Origin of the sequence: Mycobacterium sp., from assembly GCF_044342925.1 — a bacterium.
Taxonomy (GTDB): domain Bacteria; phylum Actinomycetota; class Actinomycetes; order Mycobacteriales; family Mycobacteriaceae; genus Mycobacterium.
Genome location: NZ_JBIIOV010000014.1, coordinates 1 through 13,256 on the forward strand (window position 1 = coordinate 1; position 13,256 = coordinate 13,256).

A 13,256-nucleotide genomic window follows, 5' to 3' on the forward strand; every position below is an offset into this window, starting at 1 on the left:
TACCGCCGGTGAACGGCTTTTGGTCCCTCACGCTCTACAACAAGCAGCACTTTTTTCACCCCAATAAGCTGAATCGGTTCTCGCTCGGGACGAAGAACAAGGACCTCGTGCTCGGTGATGATGGGAGCCTGACAATTTACGTTCAACCCGATTCGCCCGGTGCCGATAAAGAGTCGAACTGGCTGCCTGCTCCCGCCGAGGAGTACTCGTTATTCATTCGGGCTTACTGGCCGCAGGAGCCGATTGTCGAGGGCAAATGGATGCCGCCTTCGGTCAGCACGGTGAGGTCGTAGGGACGAATCGCTGCTTCGGCTGAACGTGGCCCCCTGGGGTCGGGCGGCACCACCGCGGTGGTCTACTCGCTGAGGCGATTCAGTGCGCGTGCAGCAATTCCACACCGGCGCTGTGCAATCCGGCCAGCGCGGCCTCGGTCGACTCCGGGGCCACACCGGCCGTCAGGCCCACCAGAACGCGGGTGGTGAACCCTTCCCGCACCGCATCTTCGGCGGTGGCCCGCACGCAGTAGTCGGTGGCGATACCCACGATGTCGACCTCGTCGACCCCGCGGGCACGCAACCAGTCGGCCAGGCTCACTCCGCCGTCTTCGTGCAGGCCCTCGAAGCCGCTGTAGGCAGCGTCGTAGGCACCCTTGTGGAACACCGCCTCGATCGGGCCGGTGCCCAGGTTCGGGTGGAACTCCGCACCGGAGGTGTGGGCGACGCAGTGCCGCGGCCAGGACGAGACGTAATCGGGGTTCTCCGAGAAATGTCCGCCCGGGTCGATGTGGAAGTCCTTCGTGGCGACCACATGGTTATATCCGTGCTCGCCGGTAAGCAACTCGTCGATCGCCGCGGCCACCGCCGAGCCGCCGTGGACCGCCAGCGATCCCCCCTCGCAGAAATCGACCTGCACATCGACGATGATCAACGCCCGCATCGGATCACCGTAACCCGCCAGTACAGTCAGATGGCCGATCCACGAGGGAAACCATGACCGCATTCGACTTCTTCGAAGCCGCCGAGTTGCCGGTGCCGGAGGTGTCGGCCGAGCGAGCGGGGCAGATCGCCGCCGCCCAGTTCGGCTTAGCCGCACAGGCCGTCGCGCTGGGCAGCCAGCAGGACGCCAACTTTCTGCTCACCGACGACCGCACTGGCCCCGTCGGGGTGCTCAAAATCGCCAATCCGGCCTTCAGCCGGCTCGAACTGGAAGCCCAGGACGTCGCGGCCGCCTTCATCGCCGCCGCCGAGGCCATCCGAACCGCCACCAACGTGGGGCCGGCCGGCGCGGCCGCGATCGCCGAGGTTGCCGATCGGCACCGCGACGGTGGCCGGCTGTTCGCGCGGGTGATCCGCTACCTGTCCGGCGGAACCCTCAGCGGCCAGGCCTATCTGAGTCCCGCCCAGGTGGCCGCGCTGGGCGACCTGGCCGGACGAACCTGCCGAGCACTGGCCGGTTTCGAGCACCCCGGAGTGGATCGGGTGCTGCAGTGGGATCTGCGCCACGGCATGCGCACCGTGGAACTGCTTGCCGCGCATGTCGGTGACGCCGATCGCCGCGCCGCCGTCGAGTCCGCGGCAGACGCGGCCTGGGATACCCTCGCCGGCCTTGCCGAGGACCTTCCGATTCAGGTGATCCACGGCGACATCACCGGCGACAACGTGGTTCGCGGAGCAGACGGCCTACCCGACGGGCTGATCGACTTCGGTGACCTGATGCGGTCCTGGGCGGTGGCCGAACTGGCCGTCACCGTCGCCACCCTGCTGCGCCACGAGGGCAGCGAGCCGGCCACCACGCTGCCGGCTATTCGGGCTTTCCACGCGGTGCGGCCGTTGGCGCCCGCGGAGGCTGAGGCGTTGTGGCCGCTGGTCGTGCTGCGCGCCGCGGTGCTGGTGGTCAGCGGCAATCACCAGTCCGCCGTTGATGCCGAAAACCATTACGCCAGTTCGGCTCTCGATGCGGAGTGGCGGATCTTCGAGCAAGCCAGCGCGATACCGCTCGGGGTGATGACCGCCCAGATCCGGCACGCCCTCGGGATGGCCGTTCCCGCCGAGCACCTCACCGGCGACGCCCCGCTGATCCGCGGAGTCGACCCCCGGCAGATCATCCGGCTGGACTTCTCGGCGGAGTCCGGCGCCATGGACGGCGGAGCGTGGCTGAACCCCGATGCGGAGGATCAGCTGGCCCGCGTCGCCCTCGCCGGTGGTGCGGCCGCCGCGGCCGTCACCACCTTCGGCGAGGCCCGGCTCACCCGGTCGGCGACGCTGAACCCGGACTCCCCCGCCACCGTTGCCACCGGTGTGCACCTTTGGCCCGCAACGGCGGTGGATCTCACCGCTCCGTGGCCGGGCCGCGTAGAGACCACCTGCCAGTCGGTGACGCTGACGGGTGCCGGCGGCACGGTGCAGGTGCTCGGGGCGGTCCAGCCCGTCGAAACAGATCCCAGTGTCACCGCCGGCGGCCAACTGGGCGTGATCGACGGCCCGGTATGGATTCAGGTGCGGCGGCACGGCACATCGACCCCGCAGTTCGTCCGCCCCGAGTACGCCGCGGGCTGGCTGGACCAGGTCAGCGACCCCCTGGTGTTGCTCGGGCTGCCGCACACCCCGGACCTGGTGGAGGAGGGCGAATCGTTGCGGCAGCGCCGATCCCGCGCGTTCGCCACCGTGCAGGAGCACTACTACGACGATCCGCCGCGGATCGAGCGGGGTTGGCGTGAGCACCTGATCGGCACGGACGGCCGGACCTACCTCGACATGGTCAACAACGTCGCCGTGCTCGGCCACGGCCACCCCGAACTGGCCGACGCCGTGGCCCGGCAGTGGCGCCGACTGAACACCAACTCGCGGTTCAACTACGCCAGCGTGGTGGCGTTTTCGGAGCGTCTGGCCGCGACCCTGCCCGACCCGCTGGACACCGTTTTCCTGGTCAACTCCGGCTCCGAAGCCGACGACCTCGCCCTGCGACTGGCGATGGCCGCCACCGGCCGCCACGACGTGGTGGCGGTCGCCGAGGCCTACCACGGCTGGACCTACGCCACCGACGCCATCTCCACCTCTATCGCCGACAACCCCAACGCGCTGTCCACCCGGCCGCCGTGGGTGCACACCGTGCCCTCGCCCAACGCCTACCGCGGCGAACACCGCGGTCCGGAGGCTTCGAAGTACGCCCCGGAAGCGGTCGCGATCATCGAACGCCTTGCCGCGCAGGGACATCCACCGGCGGCGTTCATCTGCGAACCGTTCTACGGCAATGCCGGCGGAATGGCACTGCCAGACGGATACCTGCGTGCGGTGTACGCCGCGGTCCGCGGTGTCGGCGGTCTGGCGATCGCCGACGAGGTTCAGGTGGGCTACGGCCGCACCGGGCGCTGGTTCTGGGCCTTCGAACAGCAGGGCGTGGTGCCCGACATCGTCTGCGTCGCCAAGGCGATGGGCAACGGGCAGCCGCTCGGCGCGGTGATCACCACCAAGGCGATCGCGGATGCCTACCGCAACTGCGGCTACTTCTTCTCATCGGCGGGCGGCAGCCCGGTGTCCTGCATCGTCGGCCTGACCGTTCTCGACATCATCGAACGAGATCACCTGCAGCGCAACGCCCTTGACATCGGCGATCACCTCAAGACACGGATCACCGCGCTGGCCGAGCAGTATCCGATCATCGGGACGGTGCACGGCAGCGGGCTGTACATGGGCGTGGAACTGGTCACCGACCGCGCCACCCTGGAGCCTGCGGCCGCGCAGACCGCGGCGATCTGCGAGCGGATGCGCGAGCTCGGGGTGATCGTGCAGCCCACCGGCGACCGGCAGAACGTACTGAAGATGAAGCCGCCGATGTGTATCACCCGGGAGTCCGCCGACTACTTCGTCGACATGCTCGAACGGGTGCTGCGCACCGGCTGGTAGCGCCGCCGGCGTGGGGCGTCGAACGTGCGGCTTATGCAGGTGAATTCGCCGCAATAGCTGCATAGGGCACACGTTCGGCGTCATGGTGGTGTTTCCGGCCTGATCACGCGGGCCTGGGTTTGGGGCCCCCACGGCCAGGGAATCCCGGCGCCATGTTGATCCGCAGAGTAGCCAGGCCGATGCTGGCCGCAGCCTTCGTCAGTCAGGGCATCGACGCGCTGCGGCGCCCGATGAGCGCCGCTGATTCGGCCCGGCCGACGCTGGAGGGTCTGCGCAAGCTGCCCGACCCGGTCGGTTCCCTGCTTCCTGAGGATCCGGAGACCTTCGCACGGGCGACCGCCGCGGCGCAGATCGGTGGCGGCCTGCTGCTGGCGACCGGCCGGATGCCCCGGCTGGCCTCGGCGGCGCTGGCCGCCACGGTGCTGCCCGCCAACCTGGGTGCGCACATGTTCTGGGCCGAATCCGATCCGCTGGGCAAGGCACGCAAACGACACGACTTCATGGTCGACCTGAGTCTGCTGGGCGGACTGATCATCGCGTCGGCGGATACCGCCGGCAAGCCCTCGCTGAGTTGGCGGGGACGGCGCGCGGCGAGGCGGGTCTCCGAGGCGGTGTCGGTGGGATTGGCGACCTCGGCCCCGGCAGCCGACGGTGTCGCCGCCAGAGTCGGCCACGGCTTGAAGGAGGGCGCGCACCGCGGCCAGGAGCTGGTCGAAGCGGCCGGCGAGCGCAGCGCCCCGCTGGTCCATGCCGCCCGCAAACGCGGCGAAGCCGCCCTGGAGGCCACTCGTGAGCATGGCGGCAAACTCGCCGCGGAGGCGAAAACCGAGGTGAGACGGCTCGCCCGGCATTGAGATGTCGCCCGCCGAACCGCGCGCCGGTAGATTTGGATGCACCTACCTCAAGGAGAGTGCGCCATGACCACGGGTGACCAGGATCCAACCGCAAACCCGTCCGGCTACCCGCCGCCGCCCCCGGCCAACCCGTACGGGGGGGCGACACCGTCGGGCTATCCGGCTCCGCCCGTTCCTCCCGCCGGCGGTTTCCCGGGCTACCCGCCGCCGGCGCCGGGCTATGCGCCCCCGCCGATGCCGGGTTACACGCCCACGCCGGGTTATCCCCCGCCGCCCAATCCCTACGGCGCCACCGGCGGCTACTACCCGTCGCTGCCGCCGGCCACTTACGGCCAGCCCGGCGGCCTGGGAGTTCGCTGGGGCGCCCGCGTCATCGATGGCCTGCTGGTCGGGATCGTCTCGTGGCTCCTGGCGGCACTGTTGGGGTCCTCCGGCAGCATCCTGGTGACCGGCCTGTTCAGCGGCGCACTGATGTTCGTCTACTTCGTGGCCATGGAGGTGACGCAGGGCCGCACGGTGGGCAAGATGGCGCTGGGCCTGAGCGTGCGCGGCCCCGGCGGCGCCCCCAAGCCCGACCTCAAGCAGTCGGCCATCCGCAACGCCTTCACGCTGCTGCCGGTCCTGCCCTACCTCGGCGGCCTGCTCGGCGTCATCGCGATGATCGTCATCGCGGTGACCATCAGCAGCAGCCCGACCAAGCAGGGCAAGCACGACGAGCTGGCCGGCGGCACTCAAGTGATCAAGGGCTGAACGCCCGCGGTGATCAAGGGCTGAACGCCCGCGGTGATCAAGGGCTGAACGCCCGCGGTGATCAAGGGCTGAACGCCCGCGGTGATCAAGTCTTAGACGCCGCATTGATGTCACGCAGGCGAATTGCGAGTGGTCCGCCTGCGTGACGTCAGTCTCCCGGGGGCTGGTTGCGGTTCCACTCCAGCCAGCCCACACCGTGCCGGCCGTCGCCGGTACGCACCGTGGCCCAGGCCCGCGGGAAGAAGCTGATCCGCCCGTCGGGGGCGACCAGCCGCACCGGTGCGTGGCCTTGGACGTCGACGGTCGCGGTGAGCTCGCCCGGTTGCATCGTCAGCGTCGTGCTCACCGGTAATCCGTTATCGGCCAGGACGGCGTCGGCGGTGACCGAGGTGGTCTCGGTGACCGGTTCGCCGGTGCCCTGGATGTAGCCGACGCTGACCGGGGGCATCCCGGGGATGCGCAGGTCGACGCCGTGCAGCGCAGTGCCGTCGTCGAGGTGCAGCGCACTCCAGACCCAGTCCATGCTCCACCAGTCACGCACACCGTGCGAGTGGTCGCGCTGGCCGGGGATCCTGGTGAACTCATAGCTGCGCCCCCCGACGGTGACGGATCCGCTGACGGTGCAGGGAATCTCGTAGCGCGTGGTAATCCGGTAGGCGTAGGGCGTGCCGTCGGTGGTCCAGGTGAGGTCCATCGCCAGGTCGGTGGGTCGGCCGTCGGCTCCGCGCAGCAGGTCGGACGGATCGTCGTAGGTCTCGCCCGGACCGCTGACCTGCACCCGGTATTGCCGCAATGGCTCAATCGCGTTGTGCCGCAGGCTGATTTCGCCGCTGCGAACGTCGTTGGGGTCGGCTGGCAGCGGCGCACCAAAGTCCAGTAACGCCACGGTGGGGATGTGCGGCCCGCAGATCAGGGCGTTGATCCACGCGAGGTTCTCATTCGGAACCAGCCCCAGCCGGATCCAGCCGCCGATCCCCTGCCGCGGATCGGCGAAATCCCAGTACCAGCTCTCGTTCCACAACGGCTCCTCCCCCGGCGGGTGGGCGGCCTCGTCGGCCGGATCCGGTTGCAGCGCAGGGCTTGCCGCCGGTTGCGGCAGTACCTCAAGCGCGCCGGTGTCGAGCACATGGCTGCTGTGGCGGTCCAACATGGTCAGGAACATCCGGTCGCCGCGCTCGGTGCGCTCCACCAGCATCGACGACACGATGGCCATCATCACTCCGAAGAAACTCTGCCGGCGCACCCCGTCGCGGACCTGATCGACGGTGATCGTCGAATCCGGGCCCAGCCCTTCGTGATAGGCGTGCATCAGCTCCTCGTAGTGCGCCCGGCGGTCCTCGACGGTCAACGCACAGCCCAGGAAATAGGCGACGTCGGTGAACGCCGGCCCCCAGGTGACGGTCTGCCAGTCGACCACGGTCAGGTCGCGCAGCGACCCGGGCCGGCCGAAGAGCATGTTGTCCAGCCGGTAGTCACCGTGCACCAGACCGTGCACCCGCTCGGCGGCGAGTTCGTCGGCCAGATAGGCGTCGAAGCCGTCCACCAGGCGCTGGCAGACCAGGCGGTGCTCGGGCCGGATGGCGTCGCCGTAGCGCGCGGCGAACCCGGCGAACAGCCCGCCGATGAAAGTCTGGTTCACCGGTGTGCCGCGGTCGAGCCAGCGGGCGTCGTCGGGCAGCTGGCGGCCGATCAGCGGCGCGTGCAGCCGGCCGAGTTGGGTCAATGCCAGCCGGGCTTCGGCGATGCCGGCGCCGTGCACTTCGTCGCCCACCTCGGCGGGCGCGGCGTCGTCGAGCAGCAGTGTGAATGCGCCGTTGTGCGGCTGATAGGAGGCGTGGTAGCAGAGTGAGATCGGGCCGTCGCCGGCGCTCGCCAGCAGTGGCGCCACGTCGGCGTAGAAGCGGACCTCGCGTTCGTAGAGGCCCATGGTCTGCCCGGTCTGGCGGCTCATCGGATCGCTCGCGGCGACTTTGAGCACCACCGACGCCGGTCCGTCGCCTACCGCGTAGCTCAGCCCAACCCGGTAGCACTCGCTCATCTGCCCGGTGCCGATGCGTTCGACGGTGAAACCACCGACCCGGCCGGCGCCCAGGTTGGCGCTCAACCAGTCGGCGGTGAGGTCCTCAGGGCGTTCCACGGTCGCGTCGGGGCCGGCAGTCACCCCTCCAACGTAAGTCACTGCGAGGAGGCTTGATCCCCGGTCATGGTGAAATTCGCCCACGCGCGCCGGCGCTCGGGGTGCGGGTCGTACTCGACGTGGGTGTGCCGGTCAAACACCAGCACCGGCCGGTCCCGGCGGTTGTAGACCGGCCAGTCGACGCCGGGCACTCCGGTGCGACTGAACTGCTGCCACCGGTTCTGCACCTGATGGCTCACCCGGACCGCCGCCTTCTGGTCGACGCCGGCGGTCAGCACGGCACCCACCCGGGAGCGGTAGATGCCGAACACCGCCAGCAGTTCGGTGGCGTGAGTGGCGCCGAAGCCGGCCCAGTGCAGCGTGCGGGGCGCGAAGTCGTAGCGGTAGACGTAGGTGGGCGCCAGTTTGGCGTGCGCCTCGGCGATCTGCCAGGCCGCGGTGCCGAAAATCATGTCGCCGCCAAACTCGATGCACGCCTTGGGGTCCGGGTAGAGCGGGTAAGCCGCCAGGATCCGCTCCCGAATTTCGGTGGGCGTGTGGGCCAGCACCTTTTCGATCGACCGCTCGCTGGTCGGCAGCAACTTGAGGAACCGGGTAAACAACCGGCCCTCCTCCGCGTTGGTCCCGACGATCAGGGGGACCTTGTGCGCCAAGCCTTTTCGCATCGCGTCGAACGGGTCCAACGGCAGGTAGTCGTCGCCGTGGGTCGGTCCCACCGCCGATGCGCCGAGCATGCTGTCCAGGCTGCCGTTCATCACGTGATGGGCGGCGCGGCCCAATTCCGACGGCGTGGCCTTCAGCAAGGTTGCCGGCGCGCTCTGCCGGTCCAGGCCCATCCGGTCGACGAACCGGTCGGCGATCTTGGCGGCCACCTCCCGCGAACTGACCATGCCCGATGCGGGGCTCTGCGAAATGGCTTGGTGGAAAAGCCCTTCGGCGTCGGGGACGGCGAGCAGAGTGGCCACCGCGTGCGCGCCAGCGCTCTCCCCGAAGATCGTCACGTTGTCCGGGTTTCCGCCGAACGCGGCGATGTTCTGCCGCACCCACCGCAGCGCCAGGACGATGTCACGCAGGAAGAGGTTGCTGTCGATCGGCACCTCGGGGGTGGACAACGAGGACAGATCGAGGCACCCCAGCGCACCCAGACGGTAATTGACCGCCACATAGACGCAGCCGCGGCGGGCCAGTCGCGCCCCGTCGTAGATCGGGGTGGCCGAGCTGCCCAGGATGTAACCGCCCCCGTGGATGAAGAACATCACCGGCAACGGTTCGCCGTCCGGTGCGGGCCCGGACCAGTGCGGGGTCACCACGTTCAGCGTCAGGCAGTCCTCGCTCATCGGCTGGTACTTGCCCGGGGCGGTCATGGTGTAGATGCGCTGCTGGGGGGCGCAATTGCCCCAGGTGTGGCAGGACCGCACGCCGGTCCACGGCTGGACCGGCTGCGGGGCGCGGAATCTCAGCGCACCGACCGGAGCGGCGGCGTACGGAATAGAACGCCACCGGTTAACGCCATTGCGGGTGAAACCCTCGACCACGCCGCTGGCGGTGGTGACTCGGACCGGGTACTGGTGCATCTTTCCGACGGTAGCGAATCGCCGCGCCGCGCCGCGCCTGGCGTCTCATCGGCCCTGGCCCGGCTAGCCTGGCCGGATGCGGATCGCCGTGTTGTTCGCCGCGTCAGTGCTGGTCGCGGGTTGTTCCGGGCTGTCCGCCGAGCGACCCGGCCCCACTGCGCTGACTCCGATCAGCCCGTCGCGCGCGGCCGGAAAGCCCCCGACGAGCAGCACATGGACCTCGTCGCCGGAATCGGCGGCCACATCCACATCCACCGCGTCGGCGGCAGCGTCGGCGAACGCACCCGAATCTGGCGCCCCGGTCGGTGAGGCGATCGCCTGGGTGGCGGCCGCCGCCCCGGTCGACGGCAAGGACTTCCAGGTGGCGTTGCGCAACGGCGCCACCACCTCGCTGGGAGAGGACTACGCCTTCACCACCCCGTCGGGCACCAGTTGTATGACCGACACCAAGCGCGGTTCGGCGGCACTGTCCTGCCTGGTGGATCTGACCGCGCCGCCGGCGCAGCCGCCGGACGTCTACGGGGTCTGGAAAGGCGGCTGGGTGGACTTCGACGGCGGCACCGTCCAGATCGGCTCGGCCCACGGCGATCCCGGCCGGTTCAGCGCCGGTCAGGGCGCACCGCTGCCGGCCGGCGGGTCGCTGTCCTTCGGCGATTTCCGATGCCGCACCGACACCAGCACCCTGGTGTGCGTGAACTACGCCCGTCAGACCGCGGTGCGCTACAACGACGACGGGGTGACGCCCTACGGCTGCACCCGGCAGACACCGCCGGCCGGCATCGGCATCCAGTTCAGCTGCTGACCCGGATCGTCACACCCGGTTTTCGGCTCGGTCCCGGATACCGGCGAGTGTCGCGGCCACACCCGTGCGCCACTGGCCCAGTCGACGGCTCACGATCTCCGCCCCGCGGTGCGGTTCCCGCGCGATCAGCATGGTGACGCCCGACGGGCCCGGACCCAGGCGGGCGGTGTAGCTCAGCCGGGTGCCCTCGGCGATCGGGGTCAGCTCGAAAAGCCATGTCGCCGCCGGTGACTCGGGGTCGCCCACCGCCCAGCCGAACCGCTCGTGCTCGTCGAAGGCGACGATCGTCGAGCACGTGGTCCACTCCCCGATCACCGGGTTGCGGTTGCGGCCGAGGAACTGTGCGCCCACAGCCGGCCCGCTGAAACCCTCGGCCCACTGCACGCCGAGCAGTTCCCGGCTCAATTCCGGCATCAGCGCGATGTCGGTGACCAGTTCCCACACCCGCGGCGGCGGGGCGGCGATGTCCACACTGTCGATGACCTGCTGGTCGCCATCGGTCACGGTCGCTCCTCGGATGGCTGGCGAAGATTTGGCCTGATCAGTGTGCCATTCGCCGGCGACCCCGGCGGGCTAGGTTTTTCCCTTGTGGTCCGAGCGGCGCGGCGCTGGCCGGATGAGGCCGGAAGCCCGATTCCGGTGGTCCGACTGCGAACGCCTGCAGCGCCGGCCACCCGAACGCAACCGGCACTGGGCTGAGGCGGTAAGCCGGCCTCAGCGGGTGCTGCAATTCGCCGCGGTCATCTCCGCGGCGCTCACCGCGATCCTGGGTGTGCTTCCCGCGGACACCGGAATCCAGCCGCGCTGGGCGCTGAATACAGCCATCCCGAGGCGCTGCTGACCAACATCCTGCCGGGCAGCGTGGCCGAGAAACTCAAGGATCCGGCGCACGGCGTCATCGCCGACCGCTACGACGACGCCTCGATCCTCTTCGCCGACATCGCCGGGTACACCGAGAAGGCCAGCGAGATCGCGCCGACCGAACTGGTCCGCTTTCTCGACCGGCTCTACACCACGTTCGACCGTCTGGTCGACCAGCACGGCCTGGAGAAGATCAAGACCACCGGCGACGCCTACATGGTGGTCAGCGGTGTTCCCACACCGCGGCCCGACCATGTGGAAGCCATCGCCGACCTGGCCCTGGACCTGTGCCGTGCGGTGTCCGAACTTCGTGATCCCCGCGGCGATCCGGTACCGATGCGGAGGGCATCGCCGCGGGTCCGGTCGTGGCGGGGGTGGTAGGGGCACGGCGCTTCTTCTACGACGTGTGGGGCGACGCGGTCAACGTCGCCTCGCGGATGGAGTCCACCGACATCGAAGGCCGGATTCAGGTGCCGCAGAACGTCTTCGAGCGGCTGCGGGACGAGTTCGTCCTGGAGGAGCGCGGCGAGATCGCGATCAAGGGCAAGGGCGTGATGCGGACGTGGTGGCTTGTCCGCCGCCGCACGGCGCCGCCGCCGACACCGGACAATTCCCCAGCCGTCGCTCTGGCTATCGAGACCCCCGCCGAGACCCCCACCGGTTAGGTTCTCAACTACATCACTTTCGACAGGAACGCTTTGGTCCGTTCATGCCGCGGGTTGCTGAGCACCTCTCGTGGGGCTCCGCTTTCGACGATCACCCCGCCGTCCATGAAGACCAGCTGGTCGGCCACTTCGCGGGCAAACCCCATCTCATGGGTGACCACGATCATTGTCATACCGGCTGCAGCAAGCTTTTTCATCACCCCGAGCACCTCGCCGACCAGTTCCGGGTCCAGCGCGGAGGTGGGTTCGTCGAAAAGCATCAGCTTCGGTTCCATGGCCAGCGCGCGTGCGATCGCGACCCGTTGTTGCTGGCCTCCGGACAACTGGGCCGGGTAGGCGTCGGCCTTTTCGGACAAGCCGACCTGGCCGAGAATCTCGCGGGCACGCTCGGCGGCGGCGGCCTTGCTGGCCCCCTTGACGTGCACCGGCGCCTCGATGATGTTCTCCAGCGCGGTCCGGTGCGGAAACAGATTGAAGTGCTGGAAGACCATGCCGATGTCGCGCCGCTGCTTGGCGGCTTCACGCGGAGGCATTTCGTAGAGCTTGCCGTTGCGCTCCCGGTAGCCGATGAGTTGCCCGTCGACATAGAGCCGGCCGGCCGTCACGTTCTCCAGATGGTTGATGCAGCGCAGGAAGGTGGACTTGCCTGAGCCGGACGGCCCGACGAGGACCAGGACCCGGCCGCGCTCGACCGACAGCGTCACGCCCTTGAGCACCGACAGCGCCCCGAAATCCTTGCAGACCTGCTGCGCGTCGACCATCGGCAGTGGGTTCGGGCCGGTCATACGTGGCCTTCCTTGGCGCCGACCTGGGCTTTGGCCAAAGCTTCGAGCTGTTTGCCGGTCAGCTTGCGCGAGATACCGCGGGAGAAATACTTCTCCAGGTAGTACTGCCCCACCATCAGCACGCTGGTGATGGCCAGATACCAGGTGGCGGCCACCAGCAGCAGCGGTATCGGCTGGAAGATCACCGCGGAGATGTCCCGGGTTCGGGTGTAGAGCTCCAGGGTGTAGGGCACCGCCGTCACCAGCGAGGTGGTCTTGAGCATGCTGATGAACTCGTTGCCGGTGGGCGGGATGATCACCCGCATCGCCTGCGGCAGCACGATCCGCCGCATCGTCATCCACCACGACATGCCCAGCGCGGTGGAGGCCTCCAGCTGACCTTCGGGCACCGAAGCGATTCCGGCCCGGATGATTTCAGCCATGTAGGCGGCCTCGTTGAGGCCCAGCCCGATGATCGCCAGGATGAAGCTGATCGACAAGTTGCGCATATCGATGTGAAAGAAGCTGGGCCCGAACGGAACCCCGATCTGGATCTTCTGGTACAGCGTGGGGAACAGCCCCCAGAACACCAGTTGGACATACACCGGGGTGCCGCGGAAGATCCACAGGTAGACCCAGGACACCGATTTGAGGATCGGGTTGGGCGACAACCGCATCACCGCGAGGATCACCCCGAGGACCAACCCCAGCAGCATGGCCCAGAACGTCAGCTGCAGGGTGTTCCACGCCGCCTCGGACACCCGGTGGTCGAACAGGTATTTACGGTAGGTCGCCCAGCCGTAGGCCGGGTTGGTGGCCGCCCCGTACAAGAACAACCCGACGAGGCCGATGATGACGGCAGCACCCACCCACCGCCACGGGTGCCGCAGCGGGACGGCATCGATGGCGGCGGGCACGGTGGGCACCGGCTGCTCGCCGATCATTGA

General features: G+C 68.7%; 11 protein-coding genes and 1 pseudogene. 6 read left to right on the forward strand and 6 right to left on the reverse strand.

From position 1 onward, the window contains the following. The coding region (locus tag ADBZ6I_RS02920; protein ID WP_526380687.1) for a DUF1214 domain-containing protein at positions 1–293 on the forward strand (293 nt) is incomplete at its 5' end. Positions 294–372: 79 nt separating this feature from the next. Here ADBZ6I_RS02920 and ADBZ6I_RS02925 read toward each other — a convergent pair. Continuing rightward, on the reverse strand, positions 373–936 hold the full coding sequence (locus ADBZ6I_RS02925) for an isochorismatase family protein (protein ID WP_526380689.1): 564 nt from the start codon (positions 934–936) through the stop codon (positions 373–375). Positions 937–989: 53 nt separating this feature from the next. Here ADBZ6I_RS02925 and ADBZ6I_RS02930 point away from each other — a divergent pair, with 53 nt between their 5' ends. The 3 genes from ADBZ6I_RS02930 to ADBZ6I_RS02940 all read left to right on the forward strand — a co-directional run bounded on the left by ADBZ6I_RS02930 (position 990) and on the right by ADBZ6I_RS02940 (position 5,506). Beyond that, positions 990–3,902, forward strand: a complete 2,913-nt coding sequence (locus ADBZ6I_RS02930) for an aminotransferase (protein ID WP_526380691.1) — start codon at positions 990–992, stop codon at positions 3,900–3,902. A 179-nt stretch (positions 3,903–4,081) separates the two neighbouring features. Beyond that, on the forward strand, positions 4,082–4,756 hold the full coding sequence (locus ADBZ6I_RS02935; protein WP_526380693.1) for a DoxX family protein: 675 nt from the start codon (positions 4,082–4,084) through the stop codon (positions 4,754–4,756). A gap of 234 nt (positions 4,757–4,990) precedes the next feature. Next, complete coding sequence (locus ADBZ6I_RS02940; RefSeq protein ID WP_526380743.1) at positions 4,991–5,506, forward strand: RDD family protein; 516 nt, start codon at positions 4,991–4,993, stop codon at positions 5,504–5,506. A gap of 148 nt (positions 5,507–5,654) precedes the next feature. On the opposite strand, the gene ADBZ6I_RS02945 is transcribed toward ADBZ6I_RS02940, so the two are convergent. Beyond that, on the reverse strand, positions 5,655–7,667 hold the full coding sequence (locus tag ADBZ6I_RS02945; RefSeq protein WP_526380695.1) for a DUF7064 domain-containing protein: 2,013 nt from the start codon (positions 7,665–7,667) through the stop codon (positions 5,655–5,657). Between the two features lie 14 nt (positions 7,668–7,681). Then, positions 7,682–9,217 (reverse strand): carboxylesterase/lipase family protein, encoded by a 1,536-nt coding sequence (locus tag ADBZ6I_RS02950; RefSeq protein ID WP_526380697.1) that lies wholly within the window; start codon positions 9,215–9,217, stop codon positions 7,682–7,684. A gap of 76 nt (positions 9,218–9,293) precedes the next feature. Between ADBZ6I_RS02950 and ADBZ6I_RS02955 the strand changes: the two genes are divergently transcribed. Continuing rightward, on the forward strand, positions 9,294–10,019 hold the full coding sequence (locus ADBZ6I_RS02955; protein WP_526380699.1) for a hypothetical protein: 726 nt from the start codon (positions 9,294–9,296) through the stop codon (positions 10,017–10,019). A gap of 9 nt (positions 10,020–10,028) precedes the next feature. On the opposite strand, the gene ADBZ6I_RS02960 is transcribed toward ADBZ6I_RS02955, so the two are convergent. Then, a complete protein-coding gene (locus ADBZ6I_RS02960) occupies positions 10,029–10,523 on the reverse strand; it encodes an SRPBCC family protein (protein WP_526380701.1) in 495 nt (164 codons plus the stop codon). A 285-nt stretch (positions 10,524–10,808) separates the two neighbouring features. Between ADBZ6I_RS02960 and ADBZ6I_RS02965 the strand changes: the two are divergent. Further along, positions 10,809–11,545 (forward strand): annotated as a pseudogene (locus ADBZ6I_RS02965) (adenylate/guanylate cyclase domain-containing protein); the annotation flags it as partial. 8 nt (positions 11,546–11,553) lie between these two features. On the opposite strand, the gene ADBZ6I_RS02970 reads toward ADBZ6I_RS02965, so the two are convergent. Together ADBZ6I_RS02970 and ADBZ6I_RS02975 are read right to left on the reverse strand one after the other, a co-directional pair. Further along, positions 11,554–12,330 (reverse strand): amino acid ABC transporter ATP-binding protein, encoded by a 777-nt coding sequence (locus ADBZ6I_RS02970; RefSeq protein WP_526380703.1) that lies wholly within the window; start codon positions 12,328–12,330, stop codon positions 11,554–11,556. Continuing rightward, entirely contained in the window at positions 12,327–13,253 is a 927-nt protein-coding gene (locus ADBZ6I_RS02975) for an amino acid ABC transporter permease (RefSeq protein ID WP_526380705.1), read from the reverse strand. Before ADBZ6I_RS02975 ends, ADBZ6I_RS02970 begins: the two co-directional genes overlap by 4 nt. Positions 13,254–13,256 lie beyond the last annotated feature (3 nt).